This is a genomic window from Rhodovulum sp. PH10 (assembly GCF_000293785.1).
In the GTDB taxonomy this organism is placed as follows: domain Bacteria; phylum Pseudomonadota; class Alphaproteobacteria; order Rhizobiales; family Xanthobacteraceae; genus Rhodoplanes.
On record NZ_AKZI01000037.1, the window covers coordinates 1 to 24,413 of the forward strand.

The 24,413-nt window shown below is 70.3% G+C and carries 20 protein-coding genes; 12 read left to right on the forward strand and 8 right to left on the reverse strand.

Translation table 11 applies throughout. The annotated features are described in order from the left end of the window. Window positions 1-202: hypothetical protein (locus tag A33M_RS23460; protein WP_040619688.1), on the reverse strand; the 202-nt coding region annotated here is incomplete at its 3' end. A gap of 392 nt (window positions 203-594) precedes the next feature. Between A33M_RS23460 and A33M_RS07755 the strand changes: the two genes are divergently transcribed. Continuing rightward, window positions 595-849 (forward strand): hypothetical protein, encoded by a 255-nt coding sequence (locus tag A33M_RS07755; RefSeq protein WP_040619684.1) that lies wholly within the window; start codon window positions 595-597, stop codon window positions 847-849. A gap of 85 nt (window positions 850-934) precedes the next feature. On the opposite strand, the gene A33M_RS07760 is transcribed toward A33M_RS07755, so the two are convergent. Next, window positions 935-1,297: a hypothetical protein gene (locus tag A33M_RS07760; protein ID WP_008385463.1), complete on the reverse strand. Its 363-nt coding sequence runs from the start codon at window positions 1,295-1,297 to the stop codon at window positions 935-937. 249 nt (window positions 1,298-1,546) lie between these two features. On the opposite strand from A33M_RS07760, the gene ndk reads away from it, so the two are divergent. The 3 genes from ndk (at window position 1,547) to A33M_RS07775 (ending at window position 3,619) form a co-directional block, all read left to right on the forward strand. Further along, window positions 1,547-1,969: a nucleoside-diphosphate kinase gene (ndk, locus tag A33M_RS07765; RefSeq protein WP_008385465.1), complete on the forward strand. Its 423-nt coding sequence runs from the start codon at window positions 1,547-1,549 to the stop codon at window positions 1,967-1,969. 141 nt (window positions 1,970-2,110) lie between these two features. Beyond that, complete coding sequence (locus A33M_RS07770) at window positions 2,111-2,932, forward strand: TerC family protein (RefSeq protein WP_008385466.1); 822 nt, start codon at window positions 2,111-2,113, stop codon at window positions 2,930-2,932. Between the two features lie 483 nt (window positions 2,933-3,415). Beyond that, on the forward strand, window positions 3,416-3,619 hold the full coding sequence (locus A33M_RS07775) for a cold-shock protein (protein ID WP_008385467.1): 204 nt from the start codon (window positions 3,416-3,418) through the stop codon (window positions 3,617-3,619). A 128-nt stretch (window positions 3,620-3,747) separates the two neighbouring features. Here the strand turns inward: A33M_RS07775 and purN are convergent, their stop codons facing one another. After that, window positions 3,748-4,473: a phosphoribosylglycinamide formyltransferase gene (gene purN, locus A33M_RS07780; RefSeq protein WP_008385468.1), complete on the reverse strand. Its 726-nt coding sequence runs from the start codon at window positions 4,471-4,473 to the stop codon at window positions 3,748-3,750. Continuing rightward, window positions 4,470-5,552: a phosphoribosylformylglycinamidine cyclo-ligase gene (gene purM, locus A33M_RS07785; RefSeq protein ID WP_008385469.1), complete on the reverse strand. Its 1,083-nt coding sequence runs from the start codon at window positions 5,550-5,552 to the stop codon at window positions 4,470-4,472. Before purM ends, purN begins: the two co-directional genes overlap by 4 nt. Before the next feature lie 147 nt (window positions 5,553-5,699). Between purM and A33M_RS07790 the strand changes: the two genes are divergently transcribed. The 4 genes from A33M_RS07790 to ppx all read left to right on the forward strand — a co-directional run bounded on the left by A33M_RS07790 (window position 5,700) and on the right by ppx (window position 10,942). Continuing rightward, a complete protein-coding gene (locus A33M_RS07790; protein ID WP_008385470.1) occupies window positions 5,700-6,248 on the forward strand; it encodes a CDP-alcohol phosphatidyltransferase family protein in 549 nt (182 codons plus the stop codon). Beyond that, a complete protein-coding gene (locus tag A33M_RS07795) occupies window positions 6,248-6,943 on the forward strand; it encodes a chromosomal replication initiator protein DnaA (RefSeq protein ID WP_008385471.1) in 696 nt (231 codons plus the stop codon). Before A33M_RS07790 ends, A33M_RS07795 begins: the two co-directional genes overlap by 1 nt. Window positions 6,944-7,107: 164 nt before the next feature. Continuing rightward, a complete protein-coding gene (locus tag A33M_RS07800; RefSeq protein ID WP_040619686.1) occupies window positions 7,108-9,321 on the forward strand; it encodes an RNA degradosome polyphosphate kinase in 2,214 nt (737 codons plus the stop codon). A 52-nt stretch (window positions 9,322-9,373) separates the two neighbouring features. Then, a complete protein-coding gene (gene ppx / locus A33M_RS07805; RefSeq protein WP_237718314.1) occupies window positions 9,374-10,942 on the forward strand; it encodes an exopolyphosphatase in 1,569 nt (522 codons plus the stop codon). 144 nt (window positions 10,943-11,086) lie between these two features. On the opposite strand, the gene rnd is transcribed toward ppx, so the two are convergent. The 3 genes from rnd to A33M_RS22825 all read right to left on the reverse strand — a co-directional run bounded on the left by rnd (window position 11,087) and on the right by A33M_RS22825 (window position 15,959). After that, complete coding sequence (rnd, locus tag A33M_RS07810) at window positions 11,087-12,307, reverse strand: ribonuclease D (protein ID WP_008385477.1); 1,221 nt, start codon at window positions 12,305-12,307, stop codon at window positions 11,087-11,089. A 461-nt stretch (window positions 12,308-12,768) separates the two neighbouring features. Further along, entirely contained in the window at window positions 12,769-15,084 is a 2,316-nt protein-coding gene (locus tag A33M_RS07815; RefSeq protein ID WP_008385479.1) for a heavy metal translocating P-type ATPase, read from the reverse strand. Between the two features lie 227 nt (window positions 15,085-15,311). Then, entirely contained in the window at window positions 15,312-15,959 is a 648-nt protein-coding gene (locus A33M_RS22825; RefSeq protein WP_192814096.1) for a response regulator, read from the reverse strand. On the opposite strand from A33M_RS22825, the gene A33M_RS22230 reads away from it, so the two are divergent. After that, entirely contained in the window at window positions 15,958-18,711 is a 2,754-nt protein-coding gene (locus A33M_RS22230; protein ID WP_008385481.1) for a hybrid sensor histidine kinase/response regulator, read from the forward strand. The two genes, A33M_RS22825 and A33M_RS22230, sit on opposite strands and share 2 nt — an antisense overlap. A gap of 24 nt (window positions 18,712-18,735) precedes the next feature. On the opposite strand, the gene A33M_RS07830 is transcribed toward A33M_RS22230, so the two are convergent. Then, a complete protein-coding gene (locus A33M_RS07830; RefSeq protein WP_008385482.1) occupies window positions 18,736-20,394 on the reverse strand; it encodes a thiamine pyrophosphate-dependent enzyme in 1,659 nt (552 codons plus the stop codon). Window positions 20,395-20,591: 197 nt separating this feature from the next. Here A33M_RS07830 and aspS point away from each other — a divergent pair, with 197 nt between their 5' ends. The 3 genes from aspS (at window position 20,592) to A33M_RS07845 (ending at window position 24,164) form a co-directional block, all read left to right on the forward strand. Further along, window positions 20,592-22,391: an aspartate--tRNA ligase gene (gene aspS / locus A33M_RS07835; protein WP_008385484.1), complete on the forward strand. Its 1,800-nt coding sequence runs from the start codon at window positions 20,592-20,594 to the stop codon at window positions 22,389-22,391. 290 nt (window positions 22,392-22,681) lie between these two features. Then, complete coding sequence (gene speD / locus A33M_RS07840) at window positions 22,682-23,176, forward strand: adenosylmethionine decarboxylase (RefSeq protein ID WP_083850360.1); 495 nt, start codon at window positions 22,682-22,684, stop codon at window positions 23,174-23,176. Between the two features lie 64 nt (window positions 23,177-23,240). Further along, window positions 23,241-24,164, forward strand: a complete 924-nt coding sequence (locus A33M_RS07845; RefSeq protein ID WP_040619687.1) for a 3-hydroxyacyl-CoA dehydrogenase NAD-binding domain-containing protein — start codon at window positions 23,241-23,243, stop codon at window positions 24,162-24,164. The last annotated feature ends 249 nt before the right edge of the window (window positions 24,165-24,413 follow it).

Here is a 24,413-nt window from a genome sequence, read left to right on the forward strand (position 1 = left end):
GCGCCCCCCGGGCCCCCGCCCCACCGGCGCCGCCGGTCGCACCACCGGTCGCCGGGCCGCTGGTGGCCGCACCACCGGCCGCGCCACTGCCGGCCGCACCGCCGGCCGCGCCGCCGCCGGCGCCGCCACTCTGCGCGACTGCGAGCGAGGTGCCGGCGATCAGGGCCGCCGCCGCGGCGGCGATCATCAGTCGTTGCTTCATCGGGGGATTCCTCCGCATCGTGGGGACCCCGCCGGCGCCGCTGCCGATCGTGCCTGCATCGGTGCATCGCCGGGCGAGGCCGGGATTCGGCCGGTTGCCGGCTGTGCCGGACCGCGCGACCGCTCGGGCCGGCGTCGCCGGCTCCTGCGAAACGTCTGCTCGCGCGGGCTGTTCCGGCCGGCGGCGGCGGTCCCGGCACGGCGGTGTCACGATGCCGCGCGACGGCGTTCGCGGGAACGATTCACACGATTGCCGCATTGGGTGGGTCCTTGGCCGGATGGGGAATCGGGCAAGGCTCGCAATTCGCCCCCAATCGGTAAGATACGCCGTCCTACTATGACGGCGGTGCGACATGATTCGCCGCTCGGCCATGCCGCGGCGCAGGAGGAACAATGGTTCGTACGATACTCGCCTTGGTCGCCGGCTCGGTGGTCTTCTCGTCCGTTGCGATCGCCCAGCCGCGATTCCCGTCGCCGATCCCCAATTCGCGTGGCACGGCGGACGACCAGCAGGCGTGTGAGCGCGACGCCAAGCGGCTCTGCAAGGACTATCTCGGCGACGACATGGCCGTGCTGTCGTGCTTCCAGGCCAAGCGGTCGCGTCTCAGCCCCGGCTGCCGGGGCGTGCTCGAGAAGTACGGCCAGTAAGTCGGCCGATCCTTTCGTGGGTGAGAATTCGCTCCGCCGGCCCCCGCCGGCGGAGCTTTTTCGTGCGTGAACACGTCGGGGCGGGTCACAGCCGCTCGCCGGGCGGCGCGTAGGGCTCGCGCGAGGGCTGCTGCGCCCGGCCGGGCTCGCCCGGCCGATCCTGCCACCGCTCGCCGGGCTCGCCCGGCCGATCCTGCCACCGCTCGCCGGGCGTCTCCCACCGTTCGGCGGGCGGCTCGGCCGGCTGCTCGGAGCGGCGCTCGAGCGCGGTGCCGCGGGTGAGCCGGTTCCATTCGTCGCCGACCATCGCCGCGGCGCGATGCGTGCTGTCGCGCACCACCTCCCAGTTCACGAACGGTCGGGTGCCGGGATCGGCGGTGCTGTCGCGCAGGAACGCGCCGCCGACCGCGACCAGAAATCCCAGAACGAACGCCATCAGGGTACGCATGCGGCCTCTTCCTTTCCTCACTCGCGATCAGGACTCACGAGCGGGCGGCCGGCACCGCCGCCCGCGGTGATCGTCACGTCGGCGGGACCGCCGCCCCGCCGCTTCGTCCGCCGGTCGACCCGATATGGTGATCCGATCCGGCTTTCGCTCGCGCGCTCCTTCGTCGATCGCCCGCCTGGCGGCTTGCTGCCGGTTCCGCGCGCCGGTATATCCCCCGCACATTCGTGACCTCAGGGGGGAGTTTTTCGCATGGCCGTCGAGCGCACCTTTTCCATCATCAAGCCGGACGCGACCGCCCGGAACCTCACCGGCGCGATCAACGCGATGATCGAGCAGGCGGGCCTGAAGATCGTCGCGCAGAAGCGCGTCCGCATCACCCGCGAGCAGGCCGAGACCTTCTACGCCGTCCACCGCGAGCGGCCGTTCTTCGGCGAGCTGGTCGACTTCATGGTGTCGGGCCCGGTGGTCGTGCAGGTGCTCGAGGGCGAGAACGCGATCGCCCGCTATCGCGACCTGATGGGCGCCACCGATCCGGCCAAGGCCGCCGAGGGCACCATCCGCAAGGCGCACGCGAACTCGATCGGCGAGAACTCGGTGCACGGCTCGGACGCGGCGGACACGGCGGCGAAGGAGATCGCCCAGTTCTTCGCCGGCAACGAGATCGTCGGCTGACGACACGTCCGTCTCGGCCCGTCCGCGTCCACGGGCGGGGCCGACCGCGAGGCGGTGCGGCGGCGGAAGAGAACGCCGGCACACCGATGATTTCTGCGACCGGGCGACGAACGGATCGCCCGGCGCTATAGTTCTTTCACGATGTCCTTCGATCTTTTCGACCCGTCCGGCCTCGCCGGACCGGCCCAGGCTCTTCTCGCCGATCTCGGAACCCGCGCCTTCTGGCTCTCGGTTCTGGAGATCGTCTGGATCAACATCCTGCTGTCGGGCGACAATGCCGTCGTGATCGCGATGGCGTGCCGCGGGCTGCCGCAGCGCCGCCGGCTGTGGGGCATGGCGCTCGGCGCCGGCGCGGCGGTGGTGCTGCGCATCGTCTTCACGGTGGTGATCGCCCGGCTGCTCGAGCTGCCCGGCATCAAGCTCGCCGGCGGGCTCGCGCTGCTGGTGATCGCCGCGCGCCTGGTGGTGCCCGACGAGGAGACCCAGGACGTCGAGGCGCCCGACCGGCTGTGGCGGGCGGTGCAGATCGTCGTGGTCGCCGACCTCGTGATGAGCCTCGACAACGTCATCGCCATCGCCGCCGCGGCGCAGGGCAGCGTGGCGCTGCTGGTGCTCGGGCTCGCGATCGGCGTGCCGCTGATCGTCGCCGGAGCGGCGCTGATCGTCGGGCTGCTCGACCGATTCCCGATTCTCGTCTGGGCGGGCGCGGCGCTGCTCGGCTGGATCGGCGGCGGGGTGATCGCCACCGATCCGCTGCTCGACACGGCGCTCGGCATCGATCCCGGCAGCGAGGGGCTGGCGCTGCTCGATCACGCGTTCGCGGCGGGCGGCGCGGTGCTGGTGCTGGCCGCCGGATGGCTGTGGCGACGGGCGAAGCGGGGCGGGGAGGCGGCCGCCGGCGAGCGCGCGGCGAGCGACGATTCCGCCCGAAACGCGGCGGAAGGCCGGCCGCTGCCCGAATAGTGCACAATTCGGTCAAATTTCGGATAGCGATACGTGCTGCACCGCAAGAATTGCGCATCCCGCGCAGAAATAATGCGGGGCCGCGTCAAGGTCTTTCGGCGGGCGCAGGGGTCGCGCAGGGTTCCGAAACGGCCGACGGGGGCAGCGGAACCGAGCTTCTTCTGCCGGAGAACGGATTGTCAAGTAAGTTTGACACCTCTCCATGCCTGTATACCTCCGGGTGCGCCACCCGGAATCTGTACAGATCGCGAGACACCGCTGTTATTGAAGCGGTTCTTGTTCGAATCCGGTCGGTTTCATCTTGCGTTGGTTCACGAGTTGGCGTTAAGTGGCCCCAGCAATCGGGTTTTGGCCGTTCCGGGCCGCAAACGCCATCGTGCGTCGATCGAATCGGATCCCCCCAAATGCCGGGTTGTCTCGCGACCGTCGAGTGATCGCCGGTCGTGATCATCGCGACGTCAGACTTTGATCAGGAGACCGACGATGCAAAAAGGCACCGTCAAATGGTTCAACCCCACGAAGGGCTATGGGTTCATCCGGCCTTCGACCGGCGACAAGGACGTGTTCGTCCACATCTCGGCGGTCGAGCGTGCTGGTCTCAGCACCCTGAATGAAGGTCAGGTGGTCGAGTACGAGCTCGTCACCAACCGCGGCAAGACTTCCGCGGAGAACCTCAAGGTCGCGTGAGCGGCCAGCCGGTCGAACGACCGGTTTGCGGGTGCTTTCCCGTAGCCCCCGGTTCGCCGGGGGTTTTTTTATGCTCGGAGACGAGAGGTCGCAGCGGCGGACGAGACGCGCCGCTGCCGCGGTGTCGATCAGCCGATCGAGGGGGCGATCAGCACGCCCGGCGAATCACCGCCGGTGCCGCCCACCGCCGTCGCGTCCGGCGCCGTCGCACCCATCGTCGTCGCACCCATCGTCGAGCCGGCGATCTTGCAGCGGCCGTCGACCACCGAGACGCGCCCCTCGGCGAGCCAGCGCAGCGCCAGCGGATAGATGCGGTGCTCGACCGTCAGCACGCGGGCGGCGAGCGAATCGGCGGTGTCGTCGTCGGCGACCGGCACCGCGCCCTGCACGATGATCGGCCCGGCATCGACCTCCGGCACCACGAAATGGACGCTCGCGCCGTGCAGCCGGACGCCCGCGGCGAGCGCACGCGCGTGGGTGTCGAGCCCGCGGAACGCCGGCAGCAGCGCCGGGTGGACGTTGATCAGCCGGCCCTCGAAGCGCGCTACGAACCACGGCGTCAGCAGCCGCATGAAGCCGGCGAGGCAGACGAGATCGATGTGGCGCGCGCGGATTTCCGCGTCGACCGCCTCGTCGAACGCCTGCCGGTCCTTGCCGAACATCTTGTGATCGACCACCACCGCCGGAATGCCCGCCTCGGTCGCGCGAAGGAGCCCGGCGGCGTCCGGCCGGTTCGACAGCACGAGCGCGATTTCGGCGGGAAAGGCCGGATCGGCGGCCGCCTCGATCAGCGCCGCCATGTTGGAGCCGCGCCCCGAGATCAGGGCCGCGACGCGAGCCCGCCCGCCGCTCATGACGCGGCGCCGAGCGCGAGCTTGCCCGAATAGGTCACCCGCGCACGGTCGGCGCCGACCGGCGTCACTCGCCCGAGCCGCACCGGCGTCTCGCCGGCGCGTGCGAACGCCGCCTCGACGACGTCGACGTCGTCCTCGGCGACCACCGCGATCATGCCGATGCCGCAGTTGAAGGTGCGCAGCATCTCGGCCTCGGCGACCTCGCCCGCCTCGGCGAGCCAGCGAAACACCGGCGGCACCGGCATCGCGTCGAGATCGATCGCGACCGAAAGCCCCTTCGGCAGCACGCGCGGAATGTTGTCGGGAAAGCCGCCGCCGGTGATGTGGGCGAACGCCTTGATCGCGCGCGTCTCGCGCAGCGCGGCGAGGCAAGAGGCGACATAGATGCGGGTCGGCTCGAGCAAGGCCTCGCCGAGCGCGCGGCCGGGCGCGAACGGGGCAGGGGCATCCCAGCCGAGCCCGCTCTTCTCGACGATCCGGCGCACCAGCGAGTAGCCGTTCGAATGCACGCCCGAGGAGACCAGGCCGAGCACCCGGTCGCCGGCGGCGACCTCGCGCGGCAACAGGCCGCCGCGCTCGGCAGCACCCACCGCGAATCCCGCGAGGTCGTAGTCGCCGGCGGCATAGACGCCCGGCATCTCCGCCGTCTCGCCGCCGATCAGCGCGCAGCCGGCCTGCTTGCAGCCTTCCGCGACGCCCGCGACGACCTTTGCCGCGATCTCCGGCTCGAGTTTTCCGCAGGCGAAATAATCGAGAAAGAACAGGGGCTCCGCGCCCTGCACCACGAGATCGTTGACGGACATCGCGACGAGGTCGATGCCGATCCCGTCGTGCCGTCCGGTCTCCACCGCGATCTTCACCTTGGTGCCGACGCCATCGGTCGCCGCCACCAGGACGGGATCGCGAAAGCCGGTCGGCTTGAGGTCGAACACCGCGCCGAACCCGCCGATCTCGGCGTCGGCGCCGGTGCGGCGAGTCGCGCGGACCAGCGGCTTGATCAGGTCGACCAGGCGGTTTCCGGCATCGATGTCGACGCCGGCATCGGCGTAAGTCAGGCCCGGGCGGCGGGATTCGGTCATGGTGGGCTCGCGGCGCGCGCGGGAAGCGCGGTTTCGCCGCGTCCTACGTTGGAATCGGGCCTAGCGCAACGACTGTGATGCCAATATGAACGTGCTGCGTGGCAGCGTGCCGGCCCGCCGCGGGGCCGGATGAGCCGGGACCGGACCGTGAATCTTCCGAACATCGTCACCATCGTCCGTATTCTTCTCGTGCCGGTGCTGGTGTGGACCATCGCCGCCGGCGAGATGCGGGCCGCTTTCCTGCTGTTCGTCGCCGCCGGGATCAGCGACGGCATCGACGGCTTCGTCGCCAAGCGATTCGGCATGACCACCGATTTCGGTGCGCATCTCGATCCGCTGGCCGACAAGATGCTGATCATCGCCATCTTCGTCGGGCTCGGCATGGTCGGCGCGATTCCCGTGTGGCTGGTGATTCTGGTGGTGTCGCGCGACATCCTGATCATCGGCGCGGTGATGCTGGCGATGCTGCTCGGCCGGCCGGTGAAGATGCGCCCGCTGATGATCTCCAAGCTCAACACGGTGATGCAGATCGTCTTCGCCTCGGTGGTGCTCGCCTCGCTCGGCTTCGAGTTCGACGCCAAGCCGGTGCAGACCGTGATCATGTGGATGGTCGCCGCGCTGACGCTGCTCTCGGTCGGCTTCTACACGCGCGAATGGATGCGGCACATGACCGCCGCCGAGCGCGAGCCCGGCTGATGGCCGCCGCCCGCGAGGACGGGCCGCGGCAGCTCGCGCTCGCCTTCGAGCATCCCGAGAGCTTTGCACCCGAGGATTTTTTGCGCAGTGCCTCGAACGCGGTCGCGATCGACGCCGTCGCCCGCTGGCCGGACTGGCCGTCGCGCGCGCTCGTGCTGCTCGGCCCGGAAGGGGCGGGCAAGAGCCACCTCGCCGCGGTGTGGGCGCAGCGGGCCGGTGCCCCGGTGGCGTCCGCCCGTACGCTCGACGAGGCCTCGGTGCCGGCCGCGCTCGCGCACGGCGCGCTGGTGCTGGAGGACGTCTCGCCCGCGGTCGACGAGGTGGCGCTGTTCCACCTCCTCAACCTCGCCCGCGAGACCGGTGCCTGGCTGCTCCTCACCGCCGCCTCGCCGCCTGCCGGTTGGCGGCTGCGGCTGCCCGACCTCCATTCGCGCCTGCGGGCGCTGCCGGCGGTGACGCTCGCCCCGCCCGACGAGGAGCTTTTGCGCGCGGTGCTCGTAAAACTCTTTGCCGACCGCCAGATCGATGCCGACGAGGGATTGCTCGTCTATCTCGAGCGGCGCATCGAGCGCTCGCTCGCCGCCGCCCGCGCCGTGGTCGACACGCTCGACCGCGAGGGCTTGCGGCAGAAGCGCCCGGTCACCCGCGCGCTCGCGATCGAGATTTTGGGGCGCGACGAGGGCGGCGAGGACTGACCCCGCCCGGCGCGGCACCGTGCCGCCGCCCGGCGCGTCGGGCCGGGGAGGGCCGGGGACTGGCCAATCGCGAGGCGCGTCCCCATAGTGCACGTAGACCGATTTGATTTCTCGAGCGTGCGCCGCCCCGGGCGGCGACCGACATGCGGATGGATCGTTTCCCCATGGTCGACCAGCAGGCCGTAGTCCCGACAGTCGAAACCGACGGCACCCCGCGGGTCGTGCCGGTCGAGCCGGTGAAGCCGAAGAAGAAGCGCAGCCCCGACCGTTACATCAACCGCGAGCTGTCGTGGCTGCAGTTCAATCGCCGCGTCCTCGAGGAATCCGCCAATTCGAACCACCCGCTGCTCGAGCGGGTGAAATTCCTGTCGATCTCGGCGAACAATCTCGACGAGTTCTTCATGGTGCGGGTGGCCGGCCTCAAGGGGCAGGTGCGCGCCGGCATCACCACCAGGAGCCCCGACGGCCTCACCCCGTCCGAGCAGCTCGCCCGCATCAACGAGAGCGTGACCGCGCTGGTCGTCGACCAGCAGACGCGCTGGCGCGAGCTGAAGAAGGCGCTCGCCGGCACCCGCATCGATTTCGTCGACGGCGAACGGCTCGAGCCGGCCGAGCGCGCCTGGCTCGAGGACTACTTTCTCCAGCACATCTTCCCGGTGCTGACGCCGCTGGCGATCGACCCGGCGCACCCCTTCCCCTTCATCCCGAATTTCGGCTTCTCGCTCGCGCTCCAGCTCTCTCGGGCGCGCGACTGCCGGGCGATGAACGCGCTGATCCGCGTGCCGCCCAAGATCGAGCGGTTCATCCGGCTCGGCGGTGGCGGCGAGCCCGGCCGGGTGCGGCTGATCACCCTCGAGCAGGCGATCGCGCTGTTCATCACGCGGCTGTTTCCCGGCTACACGCTGCGGGGGCAGGGCTGCTTCCGCGTGCTGCGCGATTCCGAGGTGGAGATCGAGGAGGAGGCGGAGGACCTCGTGCTGCTGTACGAGACGGCGCTCAAGCGCCGCCGCCGCGGCACCGTGATCCGGCTCGAGCTCGACGCGACGATGCCGGTCGACCTGCAGCGCTTCGTGCAGCGCGAGCTCGCCGCCGCCGACGACGAGGTGTTTCTGGTCGACGGCGTGCTGGCGGTCTCCGAGCTGTCGCAGCTCTCCGGGCTCGACCGCCCGGACCTCGAATTCGTGCCCTACAGCCCGCGCTTTCCCGAGCGCGTGCGCGACCATGCCGGCGACTGCTTCGCGGCGATCCGCCAGAAGGATCTGATCGTCCACCACCCCTACGAGTCGTTCGACGTGGTGGTGCAGTTCCTCCAGCAGGCGGCGCGCGACCCCGACGTCGTCGCCATCAAGCAGACGCTCTACCGCACCTCCAAGGACTCGCCGATCGTCAAGGCGCTGGCCGAGGCGGCGGAGGCCGGAAAGTCGGTCACCGCGGTGGTCGAGCTGAAGGCGCGGTTCGACGAGGAGGCGAATATCCGCTGGGCGCGCGACCTCGAGCGCGCCGGTGCGCAGGTGGTGTACGGCTTCATCGAGCTGAAGACCCACGCCAAGCTGTCGCTGGTCGTGCGGCGCGAGAACGGCCAGCCGGTGTCCTACGTGCACACCGGCACCGGCAACTATCACCCGGTGACGGCGCGCATCTACACCGACCTCTCGTTCTTCACCGCCGACCCGGTGATCGCCCGCGACGTCGCCCGCATCTTCAACTACATCACCGGATACGCCGAGCCCGCCGAGCTCGAGCGGATGGCGGTGTCGCCGATCGACCTGCGCGGCCGCATCCTCCAGCACATCGACGAGGAGATCGCCAATGCCCGCGCCGGCCGGCCGGCGGCGATCTGGATGAAGATGAACGCGCTGGTCGATCCCGGCATCATCGATGCGCTGTACGACGCCTCGCAGGCCGGCGTGCCGGTCGATCTCGTGGTGCGCGGCATCTGCTGCCTGCGGCCGGGCGTGCCGGGCCTGTCCGACAACATCCGCGTGAAGTCGATCGTCGGCCGCTTCCTCGAGCACGGCCGCATCTACTGCTTCGCCAACGGCGAGCCGCTGCCGGGGCCGAAGGCGCACGTCTACATCTCGTCGGCCGACATGATGCCGCGCAATCTCGACCGCCGCGTCGAGGCGCTGTGCCCGATCCTCAACCCGACCGTGCACGAGCAGGTGCTCGACCAGATCATGGTCGCCAACTTCAAGGACAACGATCAGAGCTGGACGCTCTTGCCGGACGGCAGCTCGACGCGTATCAAGACAGCCTCGGGTGAAGAGCACTTCAACGCGCACAAGTACTTCATGACGAATCCAAGTCTCTCGGGTCGTGGCAAGTCGGTGAAGGAGTCCTCGCCCCGCAGCCTGGCGCGACGGGGAGACCGTGCGTAAGGGCAAGCGGGCCACCCCAGGGCGGGCCGGACGCGTGAAACCCGCGCAGACGGTGAAGTCCATCGAAGCGGTGTCGGCCGGGACGCCGCCGGCGGCGATTCCCGCCAACGGAACCGACACGGTCGCCAAGGGCCGGCTCGACCACGGGCCGCCGGTCGCCGTGATCGACATCGGCTCGAACTCGATCCGCCTCGTCGTCTACGAGGGGCTGACGCGCAGCCCCACCCCGATCTTCAACGAGAAGGTCTTGGCCGGGCTCGGCCGCGAGGTGCTGACCACCGGGCTGCTCGCCCAGGATGCGGTCGACCGCGCCGTCCAGGCGCTGCGCCGCTTCCGCATGCTGTGCGACACCATGGGGGCGGCGAAGGTGCAGGTGATCGCCACCGCCGCCTGTCGCGACGCCGCCAACGGCCCCGATTTCGTGCGCGAGGCGGAGGCGATCTGCGGGGTGCCGGTCGACGTCTTGTCCGGCAAGCGCGAGGCGAAGCTGTCCGCGCTCGGCGTGGTGTCGGGCGTGCACCGGCCGGACGGCCTGGTCGGCGATCTCGGCGGCGGCTCGCTCGAGCTGGTCGACGTCAGGGGGGCGCGGCTGAAGGGCGGCCTCACGCTGCCGCTCGGCGGCCTCGCGCTGCAGGATCTCTCCGCCCACTCGCTGAAGAAGGCCGACCGCATCGTGCGCGAGACGATGCGCGACGTCGACCTCCTGAAGGGTGGCATCGGCCGCGCCTTCTATGCGGTCGGCGGGACGTGGCGGGCGCTCACCCGGCTGCACATGCGCCAGACCGGCTATCCGCTCGACGTGATGCACGGCTACACGATCCCGGCGCGCGAGGCGCTGGAGTTCGTGCGGCTGGTGCGGCGGGTCAATGCCGACACGCTGTCGCAGATCGCCTCGGTGAACGAGTATCGGCGGCCGCTGCTCGCTTATGCCTCGATCGTGCTCGAGCACATCATCCGGGTCGGCCGGCCGCGCGACATCGTGGTGTCGGCGGCGGGCGTGCGCGAAGGGCTGCTCTATTCCGCGCTCGACGAGAAGGAGCGCCAGCGCGATCCGCTGATCGCCGCGGCGGAGAACTTGAACCTCCTGCGCTCGCGCTCGCCCGAGCAGGGCGTCGAGCTGACCGACTGGACCGACCGCTTCATGGCGTCGTCCGGCCTCGACGAGACCGCCGACGAGAAGCGCCTGCGTCGCGCCGCCTGCCTGCTCGGCGACATCGGCTGGCGCGCCCACCCCGATTATCGCGGCGTGCAGTCGCTCAACATCATCTCGAACGCGAGCTTTCTCGGCGTCGACCACTCCGATCGCGCCTATCTCGCGCTCGCGGTCTATTTCCGCCATGTCGGGCTGTACGACGGCGAGCTGTCGCCGACGCTGCGCGAGCTCGCCTCCGCCCGCATGATCGACCGCGCCCGCGTGCTCGGCGGGGCGATGCGGGTCGCCTATCTGATCTCGGCGGCGATGCCGGGTGTTTTGCCGCACACGCCGCTGGTGGTGCGCAAGGGCGAGCTGCAGCTGGTGCTCGAGGGGCGGTTCGCCGCGCTCGACGGCGAGCGCCTCGCCAACCGCCTGCGCCAGCTCGCCCGGCTGATCGGCCGCGAGGCGCGGATCGTCACGGGGTAGGGGCTCGCCCCCTCGCATACAGCACGCACGGCTCTCGTCGGTGCCCGACGGCGCACCGCTCGGGCGGCGCCTGTTCGGCGCAGTCCGGCTTCCGTGCGACCGCACGGCTCGGCTTGGCCGAGCGCCGGTCGACCCGCGAGCGGGTCAGGAGCGGTCGACCGTCACCACCCGATGCCGCTCGACCGCCAGCGCCAGCTTGCCGTGCTTGAGGGCGAGCGCCTTCTCGCCGAACAGCTCGCGCCGCCAGCCCTTGAGCGCCCGCACGTCGGCCTCGTCGCTCGCCGCGATCCGCTCGAGGTCGTCGACGGTGGCGATCACCTTTGCGGCGACGCTGTGCCGCTCGGCGGTCATCCGCAAAAGCACCTTCAGAAGCTCCACCGTCGCGCTGCCGTTCGGCGGCGGGCGGTTGCGCTCGATCGGCGGGATCGACTTCGGATCGCGGGCGAGCCCGGCCTTGACCGCATCGAGAATGTCCTGGCCCCAGCGCGATCGCTCGAAGCCCTTGGGCAGCGAGCGCAGCCCGGCGAGCCGCTCCGGCGTGGTCGGCGCCTGCAACGCAATCTCGCCGATCACGTCGTCCTTGAGCACGCGGCCGCGCGGCACGTCGCGGGCCTGCGCCTCGCGCTCGCGCCAGGCCGCGACCTCGATCAGGATCGCCAGCTCCTTGGGCTTGCGCACCCGGCTCTTCAGCCGCTCCCAGGCGGTTTCCGGCTCGGCGCGATAGGTCGAGGGGGAGGTCAGGACCTCCATCTCCTCGTCGACCCAGTTGGCGCGGCCGCGCTTGGCGAGGTCGGCCGAGAGGGCGACATAGACGTCGCGCAGATGGGTGACGTCGGAGGTCGCGTACATGATCTGCGCGGGCGTCAGTGGGCGGCGCGACCAGTCGGTGAAGCGGTGCGACTTGTCGAGATTGGTGCCGCACACCCGCTGAACCAGCTGGTCGTAGGAGATGGCGTCGCCGTAACCCAGCACCATCGCGGCGACCTGGGTGTCGAACAGCGGCTGGGGGATCAGCCCGGCCATGTGCCAGACGATCTCGATGTCCTGGCGGGCGGCATGGAACACCTTGACCACCCGCTGGTCGGCCATCAGGGCCCAGAACGGGGAGAGGTCGATGCCGTCGGCGAGGGCGTCGACCACCACCGCCTCGCCGACGCACGCCATCTGGGCGACGCACAGCAGGGGGTAGTAGGTCGACTCGCGCAAGAACTCGGTGTCGACGGTGACGAACGGATGAGCCGACATCCGCTCGCACACGGCGGCGAGCGCCTCGGTGGTGGTGATCGGCTCGATCGGGGTTTCGATCGATGGCGCGGCGGTGGCCCTCGCGGGCTCCTCGGTCGCTCTGGCGGCTCGCGAACGCAACGGGTCCTCGGTCAGCATGAAGCGCGACGGAGGAGGGTCGGCGACGCGAGATCGCGGGCGCAATCCGGCGCGCAGGTGGTGGGGTCCTTGATCATGTCGCCGAATCTTAATCCTCGAGAGGCGCGAGGTCGAGCACGAGAGGGCGGATCAGGCGCCGGAAAAACAAGCAATTTCTCAGCCGCAGGCGCGGTGCGGGGCTGGGATGCCGCAAGCGGCCCGCTCGCCGCCCGCTCGCGGCCCCGCTCGCGGGGCGCACCGGTGGGCCGGCGGAGCGCTCGGAGGGCCGGCGGGACCCAGCAGTTCGGCCCGTAGGGCGGAACGAGCGCAGCGGGTTCCGCCATCGCGCCCACCGACCGCTCGGCTGGCGGCGAGGGACGTAGGCGCGAAACGGGCAGCGGACGACGGCAGTGCGGGGGACACAGGTGCGAAAAAAGGGGGACGAGTCCCGGGGACGAGTCCCCTCAGGCGGCGACGGCGTGCTCGTAAATATCCTCCTCCTGGGCGTTGTGCAGGCGCACCAAGGCCTCGACCGATTCGATCACCCGCTGGGCGTCGCGCACCAGGTAGCGGTCGACGTGCTGTGCCTCGAGCCCGGCGGCGAGACGGGCGAGCAGCCGGGCGAGGTGCTGGATCTCGCGGTGCGCGCGGCTCATCGCCGACAGGCCGTGGGCGTCGGCGAGGTGGCGGGTGAGGGTCGGATAGACCGAGGTCTCGTCGTCGCGCTCGTGCTCGACCACGTGCTCCTCGACGATCCGGCTGGCGTCGGCGATCAGGGCGACGGCATGGGCGGGGTCGGCGTCGTCGAGCGCGTCGGCGATCGCCCGCAGCCGGTCGAGGCTTCTCTCCAGCACCGCGTGCTCCTCGCGCAAAACCTGGGCCTCGAGCGGCGGCTCGGACTTCATCAGCCGGGCGAGGCCGCGGTGGCCGGGGCCGAGCGCGCGCAGCGCGTTGAGGATGACGGCGACGTCGATCGCCTCCTGCACCAAGGCGGCGGCGACCGGCGACAGCCAGCCGGCGGCGGCCGCGCCCATTGCGAGGCCCGACAAGACCATGCCGGCGACGATGCTCTGGGTGGCGATGCCGGTCGCCCGGCGGGCGATGCCGACCGCCTGCGACACCCGGTCGAGCCGGTCGACCAGGATCACCACGTCGGCGGCTTCCGAGGAGGCGCTGGCGCCACGCGCGCCCATCGCGACGCCAACGCCGGCGGCGGCGAGCGCCGGGGCGTCGTTGAGGCCGTCGCCGACCATCAAAGTCGGGTGCAGGCGTTGCTCGGTCGCCACCGCGTCGACCTTGTCGGTCGGCAGGCGGTCGGCCAGCACGGCGTCGAGGTCGAGCGCGGCGCCGATGGTTTCGGCCGCGTCGGCGCGGTCGCCGGTCACCATCATGATGCGGGCGATGCCGGCGGTGCGCAGCATCTGGATCGCGCGCGGGGTCTCGCGGCGCAGCTCGTCGGCCAAGAGCAGCGCGCCGACCGGCCGGCCGCCCGCCGCGACGAACACGACGAGCGCCGAGCGCCACGAGGCGCGCCGCGCCGCCCGCGCCGCCCAGTCGGGCGGCCGCGCGGTGCCGAACACCATCGCCTGCGAGCCGATGCAGACGGTCTCTCCGTCGATCCGCCCGGTGAGGCCCGAGCCGAAGCTTTCGGACACCTCCTCGGGAAACGACAGCGCGAGGTCGCGGGCGCCGGCGGCGGCGACGATCGCACCCGCCACCACGTGGTGGGAGGCCTGCTCGAGCGAGGCGGCGAGCCGCAGCACGGTGTCCGGGCTTTCGCCCGGTGCGGTCTCGATCGCGACCAGGCGGGCGCCGCCGACGGTGAGCGTGCCGGTCTTGTCGAACATCACCGTGTGGGTGCGGGCGAGCGCCTCGAGTGCGCCGCCGCCCTTCACCAGGATGCCGTGCCGGGCCGCCTGCGAGACGCCGGCGACGAAGGCGACGGGGGCGGCGAGGATCAGCGGGCAGGGGGTGGAGGCGACCAGCACGGCGAGCGCGCGGATCGGGTCGCCGGTGAAGAACCAGGCACCGCCGGCGAGCAGCAGGGTGGCCGGCAGCAGCAGCAGGGCGAAACGGTCGGCGATGCGGATGAACGGCGCCTTGGCGGTCTGGGCGGCGGCGACCATCCGCACGATGCCGGCATAGGTGCTCTCGCCGGCGGTCGCGGTCGCCCGCATCTCGAACGTCTCGCCGGCATTGACGGTGCCGCTGCGCACCTCCTCGCCGCGTTTGCGGGCGACCGGCAGCGGCTCGCCGGTGAGCGCGGATTCGTCGAGCATCGCCGGGGTGTCGCCGACCGGCTGGCCGTCGACCGGCACGACCTCGCCGGCGCGCACCACCACGATGTCGCCGATCGCCACCTCGTCCACCGGCACGTCGCGCACCGCCTCGCCGGTGCGGCGATGGGCGATCCGCGGGGCGCGGTCGATCAGCGTGCCGAGGTCGCGCTCGGCGCGTGCCACCGCGATCGCCTCCAGCACGTTGCCGCCGGCATACATGATCGCCACCACGCAGGCGGCGAGCGGCTCGCCGAGCACCAGCGCGGCGGTCATCGACACGAAGGCGACGGCGTCGACGCCCATGCGGCCGGCGGCGAGGTCGCGCACGATCGACACCGCGAGGGCGACCAGCACCGGCAGCGTGCCGGCGGTCCAGGCGATGTGGGCAAAAGAAGAGAAGCTCGCGAGCGAGGCGATCAGCCCGGCGGCGAGCCCGCCGATCGCCACCGCCACCAGGCCCCATCGCAGCAGTCGCTCGGTCGGCATTCGCTCGGTCGGCATGGCGGTCTCCGGAGCAAAGGTCGCGCAGTCGGCCGGCTCGGCCGGTTTGGTGCTAGCATCGCTTGGAACGATTTCAAAGTAGCAAAATTCCGGAATGAAACCATGCTATTGCAAGGCGTTCTCAGGTGCGGCGCGGGAATTTGCGCGGCCGCTCGCGTGACGGTGCCGCGGTGTGGTTCGGCGGCTCGTCGCAGGCGCTACGAAGGGCGCCCGGCGGCGGATGCGGATCAGGTGGCGGGGCCCGGCCGGACGGCGAGGCAGCGCGCCACCGCGGCGAGGATCTCGCTCGCCTGCAGCGGCTTGCGCAGGCTGCCGACGGCGCCGAGATCGACCGCCATCCGCAGGAAATCGGGCGCGGGGGCGCCGGTGCGCTCGATGCGGTTGCCGGACATCACCAGCACCGGCAGGCTCGGGTGACGGCGGTGCAGGGCGCGGATGGTCTCGAAGCCGTCCATCTCCGGCATGAACACGTCGCAGATGACGAGATCGAAGGGGGTGGCGCCGGCCGAGGCCAGACCCGCCCGCCCGTTCTCGACCAGCACGAGCTCGTGCCCCTCCGTCTCCAGCAGCACTCGGAGCGAGGTGCGAACCAGTTCGTCGTCGTCGATGACGAGAATACGAGCCATCGGCCCTCGCCGTTCCGCTACGTCTTTACCATGCATTGTCCGGTGCCCGGCGATGGTTATACATGCATCACTGTTTGCAGTACCGTGAACCAGATTCGAGCCGTCGTTGCGGGCCGCGCGCACCCGAGATCGCGCACGATAACGAATATCGATGAAGATGCCGACCTCGACCACCAGCATGCCATCGGGCACGACGGATGGCGTCTCGGACTCTGCGCCACCGGCAGAGACCGCGGCGGGCTCGGCCATGTCCCAGCAGCGTGACGAGCTGCTGCGCCTGTGCATCGAGGTCGCGCCGGTCGGCATCGCCATGTTCGACCGCGAGATGCGCTACCTCGCCGTCAGCCACCGCTTCACCAGCGACTACGGGCTGGGCGACGTCGATCTCGTCGGCTGCCTCCATTACGAGGTCTTCCCCGGCATCCCGCCGCACTGGCGCGAGATCCATGCCCGCTGCCTCGCCGGGGCGACCGAGCGGTGCGACGGCGAGCAGTTCCGCCGGCCGGACGGGGAGACCGTGTGGGTGCGCTGGGAGATCCGCCCGTGGTATGCGAGACCCGGCGAGGTCGGCGGCATCGTGCTGTTCAGCGAGGACATCAGCGCCCACATCGAGCACGAGAACGATTTGCGGCGCTGGGCCGACGCCTTCGAGAACGCCGCCTTCGGCATCGCCGTGTCGGACGCCGCGACCAACCGCATCCTGTTCGTCAATCCGGCGCGCGCGGCGATGTGCGGCATGACGGTCGAGGAGGTGCAGGGCCGCCACGTGCTGTCGAGCTATCCGGAGCACGAGCGCGAGCGCGTCGGCGCGCTGATCGCCGAGGCCGACCGCACCGGCCGCATCATCTACGACACCCGCTACCTGCGGAAGGACGGCTCCTCCTTTCCGGTGCAGCTCGACGTCACCAGCGTGCGCAACCCGGACGGCGGCGTGCGCTACCGCATCGTCACCTCGATCGACGTCAGCGAGCGCCAGCGCGCCGAGCGCGCCCGCCGCGACAGCGAGGCGGAGAGCCGCCGCACCTCCGAGCTCCTGCGCACCATGATCGACACCATGGCGGAAGCCGTGCTGATGATCGACGCGCGCGGCCACACGCTGTTCGCCAACGCCGCCTGCAAGCAGATGTTCGGCGACTGCGAGGACATCGGCTCGACCGCCTGGGAGAAGACCTATTTCCGCTACCGGCCCGACGGGGTGACGCCGTTCCGGCCGGGCGAGACGCCGATCGGCCGGGCGCTGCGGGGCGAGGACTTCGACAATCTGGAGATCGTCTGCCAGCGGCTCGACGGGCGCAACACGCTGCACATCATCGCCAACGGCCGCTCGATCCGCAACGAGGAGGGCGAGCACGAGGCCGCCGTCATCGTCTATCGCGACGTCTCCGAGCTGATGGAGCAGACCGCCGCCGCCCAGCGCAGCGCCGAGCTGCTCGACAAGACGATCGCCAGCATTCCCGACGCCTTCCTGGTCGCCGACGAGAAGCGCCGGTTCCTGCACGTCAATCCGGCCTGCATGACGCTGCTCGGCATCGACGAGTCGTTCTCGGTCGAGGAGTGGGAGAAGTCCTACGCGATGATCGGCCCGAACGAGGAGCCGGTGGCGCAGAACGAGCGGCCGCTGTCGCGGGTGCTGCGCGGCGAGGCGATCGACGCGGAGGAGCTGCTGCTGCGCAAGATCGAGATGCAGCAGGAGCTGCATCTCTCGGTCACCGGCCGGCCGCTGCGCGACGCGGCGGGCGAGATCCGCGGCGGCGTGCTGCTCTATCACGACCTCACCAAGGCCAAGCAGATCGAGCGCCAGCTCCGCCAGGGCCAGAAGATGGACGCGATCGGCCAGCTCACCGGCGGCGTCGCCCACGACTTCAACAACATCCTCACGGCGATCACCTGCACCATCGAGGTGTTGGCGAAGGGCGTCGCCGACCGGCCGCATCTCGCGACCATCGCCCGCATCATCGACCAGGCGTCGCGGCGCGGCGCCGACCTCACCCGCCAGCTGCTCGCCTTCGCCCGCAGGCAGCCGCTCGAGCCGCGCCCGACCGACGTCAACGCGCTGATCTCCGACACCACCCGCCTGTTGCGGCCGACGCTCGGCGAGCACATCGACCTCGCCTGTCGGCTGGGTCCCGACGCCTGGCAGTCGATGATCGACGCCTCGCAGCTCTCGACCGCGATCATCAATCTCGCGGTGAACGCCCGCGACGCCATGCCAGGCGGCGGCAAGCTGACGCTCGAGACCGCCAACACGGTGCTCGACGAGGCCTATGCCGCCGGCAATCCCGACGTGCGGCCGGGCGACTACGTGATGATCGCGGTGAGCGACAACGGCACCGGCATCCCGACCGACCTGCGCGACAAGGTGTTCGAGCCGTTCTTCACGACCAAGGAGGTCGGCCGCGGCACCGGGCTCGGCCTGTCGATGGTGTACGGCTTCATCCGCCAGTCGGGCGGCCACGTGAAGCTCTACAGCGAGGAGGGGCAGGGCACCACCATCCGCCTCTACCTGCCGCGCCTGATGGCGAGCGACGAGGCCTCCGACGATCTGCCCGACGCCGACGTGCTGGTCGGCGGCAACGAGACGGTGCTGGTGGTCGAGGACGACGATCTGGTGCGGCAGAACGTGATCGTGCTGCTGAAGGACCTCGGCTACCGGGCGATCTCGGCGAGCAGCGGACCGGAGGCGCTGATGCTGATGGACAACGGCACCACCTTCGACCTCCTGTTCACCGACGTGATCATGCCGGGCGGATTGAACGGCCGCGAGCTCGCCGCCGAGGTCGCGAGCCGCAACCCGAACGTCCGGGTGCTCTACACCTCCGGCTACGCCGAGGACGCGATCGTCCACCACGGCCGGCTCGATCCCGACGTGACGCTGCTCAACAAGCCGTATCGCAAGATCGATCTGGCGCGGAAGGTGCGTGAGGCGTTGAGCGCGCCCGAGGTGCGCGCCCACGGTCGCCGCAAGCGCCGCCGGCCGCCGGCCGAGGGCGGCGCCGAGTAGGGCGGCGCGGCGCCGGGGCCGGCGTCAAACGCCTCGCACCTTCGGCAAGAAAATCCACTGCCAGGGCGACGGCATCGGCCCGACCGGCACCTCGACGATGGTCGGCCCGTCGGTGCGGGCGAGCCCGCGTTCGAGCGCGCCGCGCAGCTCGTCGGCCGTGCGGGCCCGCTCGCCGGCGGCACCGAAGCTCTCGGCGAACTTCACGAAGTCCGGATTGGCGAGGTCGCAGGCGATCAGCCGGTTGCCGTACTGCCGCTCCTGGATGCGGCGGACATTGCCGAACGCGCCGTCGGCGAACACCACCGCGACCAGCGGGATTTTGTGGCGCATCGCGGTGGCGAGCTCGTTCGCCGTGTACATGAAGCCGCCGTCGCCATTGATCGAGATCACCGGCCGGCTGCCCACCGCGTCCTTCACCCCCAGTGCCGTGGCAAATCCCCAGCCGAGATTGTCCTGGTAGCCGGGCGTCAGGAAGGTGCGCGGCCGGTAGACCGGAAAGGCGAGGCGGGCGGCGAAGCCCACCTGGGTCACCTCGTCGACCAGAATGCCGTCGTCCGGCAGCACGTCGCGGATCGCTTTCAGGAACGAGATCTGCGGCTCGAGCTTTGCGATCGCTTCGTGGAAGCGGGCGTGGCGCTCCTCCATCTCGGCGCGGCGCGAGGGGCGGGCACGGTTGTGCGCAGGAACTCTGTCGATCAACGCGCGCAAAATGGGTGCGGCATCGCCCACCAGCGCCACCGCGGGCGCGCCGTGGCGCGCGGCCTCGTCCGGATCGGCGTTGACGTGGATGATGGCGAGATCGTCGTCGACGCCCCAGTCGCGGCACTGGAAAAAGAGCCGGGTGCCGACAGCGAGCACCACGTCGGCCTCCTTCCACAGCGCGTGGCCGACCGGCATCGGGCACGACAGCGGGTCGCGGCTCGACAGAACGCCGCGGCCGCGGCGGAAGCCGGACACCACCGGCGCCTGCAGCATCGCCGAGAGCGCCGCGACCTCGTCCGTCGCATCGTGGGCGCCGCCACCGACGAAGATCACCGGGTTCTTGGCCTCGCCGAGCCGTTTCGCGGCGTCTCGCAGGGAATCCTCGTCGATCGCCGGCTGATCGGACGGTAGGGGCGGGGAGGCTGCGAAGGCTCTCTCGCGGGTCCACACGTCCATCGGGATTTCCAGCGCCGCCGGGCCGGGCCGGCCGCTGCGCATCGCCCGAAATGCCTCCGCCATCAGCCGGGAGGCTTCTTCCGGTCCGCTCACCTGCGCCGAGAAATCCACCAAGCGCGCGAGAATGCCGGCCTGGTCGCCGATCTCGTGCAACTGCCCGCAGCGGCGGCCGATCTCGGCCTCGGGAATCTGGCCGATCAGCCCGAGCACCGGCGCGCCCATCGAATAGGCGGTGAGCAGCGCTGCCGAGGTATTCAGCATCCCCGGACCCGGCACCACGGCAAAGGTCTGCGGCCGGCCGGTCGCCAGCGCCGCGCCGAGCGCCATGTAGGCGGCGCCCTGCTCGTGCCGCGTGTGGACCGTGCGGATGCGGTCCTGCGCGTGCCACAGCGCGTCGAACAGGGGATCGTTGTGGACCCCCGGCACGGCATAGAGCGTGTCGATGCCGTGGGCGATCAGCGACGCGACGGTCGCCTCGGCGGTGGTGGTGGCGGCGGGCGCCCCGGCGGAAGGTGCATGCGGCATGGCAGTCTCGGCGGACGAAAGCGGGCGGAGGCATTCCGGTGATACCGCAACGCGGCCGGCCTGTCGCCTCGGTCGCCGCGCGGTTCCGGTGCGGTGCTGGCGGCTTGACAAGCCTTGCGGGGGCGTGCGCTTGTGCGGCCCGAAATTCACCAGGGCCCGCCGGCCGAGCCGCGGCCCGTCGATCTCGTTGGACCACCATGCATCGCTATCGCACCCACACCTGCGGCGCCCTCCGCGCGGCCGATATCGGCCAGATCGCCCGGCTGTCGGGCTGGTGTCACCGTATCCGCGACCACGGCGGCGTGCTGTTCATCGATCTGCGCGACCATTACGGCCTGACGCAGGTCGTCGTCGACCCGGATTCGCCGGCCTTCCCGACCGCCGAGAAGCTGCGCTCGGAATGGGTGATCCGCGTCGACGGAAAGGTCCGCACGCGCCCCGAGGGCACGGAAAACCCCGACCTGCCGACCGGGCAGGTCGAGCTCTATGCGAGCGAGATCGAGGTTTTGGGCCCCGCGGCCGAGCTGCCGATGCCGGTGTTCGGCGATCAGGAGTATCCGGAGGACATCCGCCTTCGCTACCGCTTCCTCGATCTGCGCCGCGACCGGCTGCACCAGAACATCATGCTGCGCGGACGCGTGATCGACTCGTTGCGCAGCCGGATGAAGGCGCAGGGCTTCTTCGAGTTCCAGACGCCGATCCTCACCGCCTCGAGCCCCGAGGGCGCGCGCGACTTCCTGGTGCCGTCGCGCATCCATCCCGGAAAGTTCTATGCGCTGCCGCAGGCGCCGCAGCAGTTCAAGCAGCTGATCATGGTGTCCGGCTTCGACCGGTACTTTCAGATCGCGCCCTGCTTCCGCGACGAGGACGCCCGCGCCGACCGCTCGCCGGGCGAGTTCTATCAGCTCGATCTCGAGATGAGCTTCGTGACGCAGCAGGACGTGTTCGAGGCGGTCGAGCCGGTGCTGCGCGGCGTGTTCGAGGAGTTCGGCAAGGGCCGGCGGGTGACGCCGAAATTCCCGCTGATCCCGTATGCCGAGGCGATGCGCAAATACGGCACCGACAAGCCGGATCTGCGCAACCCGATCGAGATGGCCGACGTGTCGGAGCATTTTCGCGGGTCCGGCTTCAAGGTGTTCGCCAACATCCTGGCGAGCGACCCGCAGGCGCAGGTGTGGGCGATCCCGGCGCCCAAGGGCGGCAACCGAGCCTTCTGCGACCGCATGAACGACTGGGCGAAGGGCGAGGGCCAGCCCGGCCTCGGCTACATCTTCTGGCGCGAGAACGAGGAGGGCGGCGCCGGCCCGCTCGCCAAGAACATCGGCCCCGAGCGCACCACCGCGATCCGCGATCAGTTCGGCCTCGGCGTCGGTGACGCAGTGTTCTTCGTCGCCGGCAAGCCGAAGACGTTTGCGAAATTCGCAGGTGCTGCGCGAACGAAGGTGGGCGAGGATCTGAACCTCGTCGATGCCGACCAGTTCGCGCTGTGCTGGATCGTCGACTTCCCGATGTACGAGTGGAACGAGGAGGAGAAGAAGATCGACTTCTCCCACAATCCGTTCTCGATGCCGAACATGCCGCTCGACGAGTTCCTGGCGCTCGATCCGGCCGACGAGGAGCGCATCCTGGCGATCAAGGCGATCCAGTACGACATCGTCTGCAACGGCGTGGAGCTGTCCTCCGGCGCGATCCGGAACCATCGCCCCGAGGTGATGAAGAAGGCCTTTGCCATCGCCGGCTACGGCGAGGAGGTGCTGGAGGAGAAGTTCGGCGGCATGCTGCACGCGCTCTCGCTCGGCGCCCCGCCGCACGGCGGCATCGCGCCCGGCGTCGACCGCATCGTGATGCTGCTCGCCGGCGAGGACAATCTGCGCGAGGTGGTGTTGTTCCCGATGAATCAGCGCGCCGAGGATTTGATGATGGGCGCGCCCTCCGAGGTGACGCCGAAGCAGCTGCGCGAGCTGCACATCAGGCTGAACCTGCCGCAGAAGGGCTGATCGCCGCGTCTTCCGATCGTTCCGGTTCTGAACGCGAGCGCCGGCGGCTTCCGTGAGGAGGCCGCCGGCACGTTTCGTGCCAGCGTGCAGCCGCGCGCGCCTTCCCGCATGCATGGGCCGGCTGCAGCGCATGCGGTTGTCGGGTCAGAATTTCCTTGATACCCGAGGCTCGGGTGCTTATCTGAGCCCGATGCCGCTGGCATCGGTCCACCCGGGACCGATCGGCGGCATTCGCTTGTTTGGCGCCCACTCGGGCGCCACTGGTTCGCTCTCTGGTCAAGGAGGACGGCATGCGTCAGAGCGCCCTCTTGCGATCGGGGACGGGCTTGGGGCTCCCAGGTACCGCCCGAGATATCGCCCACGGCACGGCGACCGCCGCGCCTGCTGCCGACACGCGGCCCGCCGCCGACGATCGCCACGATCATTTCGTGGTGCGCAACGGTGTGCATTGCGCCGGCGTGCATCTGATCGTCGACGTCTACGACGGCGACCGGCTCGACGACATCGAGCACATCGAAAGCACCTTGCGGGCTTGTGTGGAGGCCGCCGGAGCGACCCTTCTGCACATCCACCTGCATCGCTTCCAGCCGACCGGCGTGTCGGGGGTGGCGGTGCTGGCGGAGAGCCACATCTCGATCCACACGTGGCCGGAGGCGCGCTACGCGGCGCTCGACGTGTTCATGTGCGGGAATGCCGAGCCGGACGCCTGCATTCCGATCCTGCGGAAGGCGTTCTCGGCGCGGCGCATCGCCGTCAGCGAGCTTCTTCGCGGGCAAGGAACGTGACCGCGCCGGCCTCGACATCGCAGTGACGACCGAGCCCGCGCGGCCGCACCAACGAGGCAGAAGAATGAAGAACTGGCCGGACTACCAGAAGATCGCGATCGTCGGCGCGGGCACGATCGGCGGCTCTTGGGCAGCACTCTTCCTCGCCAAGGGATACGACGTCACCGTGTTCGACCCGGCACCGGGCGCCGACGCGGCGGTGAAGACCCTGATCGAGGGCGCCTGGCCGGCGCTCCGGCAGCTCGCCGGTGCGCCGGAGACGCCGCAATGGGCCTCGCTGCACTTCGTGGACGAGGTCGCCGAAGCGGTGGCGAACGCCGACTTCGTGCAGGAGAGCGGCCCCGAGAAGCCGGAGTTCAAGCAAACGCTGTTCGCCCAGATGGAAGCGGCGATGCCGGCCGAGACGATCATCGCCTCGTCCACCTCCGGCCTCACGCTCGAGCAGCTGCGCTCCGGTGCGAAGCATCCCGGCCGCATCCTGGTCGGCCATCCGTTCAACCCGCCGCATCTGGTGCCGCTGGTCGAGGTGGTGGGCGACGAGAAGACCGATCCGGCCGCCATCGAGACGGCGATGGCCTTCTATCAGCATCTCGGCAAGGTGCCGGTGCGGCTCACCCGCTCGGTGATCGGCCACCTCGCCAATCGCCTGCAGGGCGCGGTGTGGCGCGAGGCGCTGTATCTCGTCTCGCAGGGGATCGCCTCGGCGCGCGACGTCGATGCGGCGGTCGCCTTCGGTCCCGGCCTGCGCTGGGCGATCATGGGGCCGACCACGACGTTCCATCTCGGCGGCGGGCCGGGCGGCGTCGGCGCCTTCATCGACAAGCTGGGTCCGGCGGTGCAGACGTGGTGGGACGATCTCGGCACGCTCGAATGGACGCCGGAGCTGATCGAGCGCCTCAAGACGGAGATGGCCGAGCTGCCCGACTATCAGACGCTGCGGGCGGAGCGCGACGAGAAGCTGGTGGAGATCATCAAGCTCGTGAAGTGAGATCGCGGCGCGCCCTCGAAAGATCCTCTCTCCGTCCTCACCCTGAGGAGCACTCCGCAGGAGTGCGTCTCGAAGGGCGAGGGCGGCCTCATGGTTCGAGACGCGGCCTGCGGCCGCTCCTCACCATGAGGAGAGAGACGATCCGATTGCACGGCGGCACGAGGCGGGCTCGACCGGAGGCGGTGCCCAAAACTCCGGTCATACCGGATTCGGCTGATTGGTTCCGAGGCGGGATTCCCGGCGGGAGTC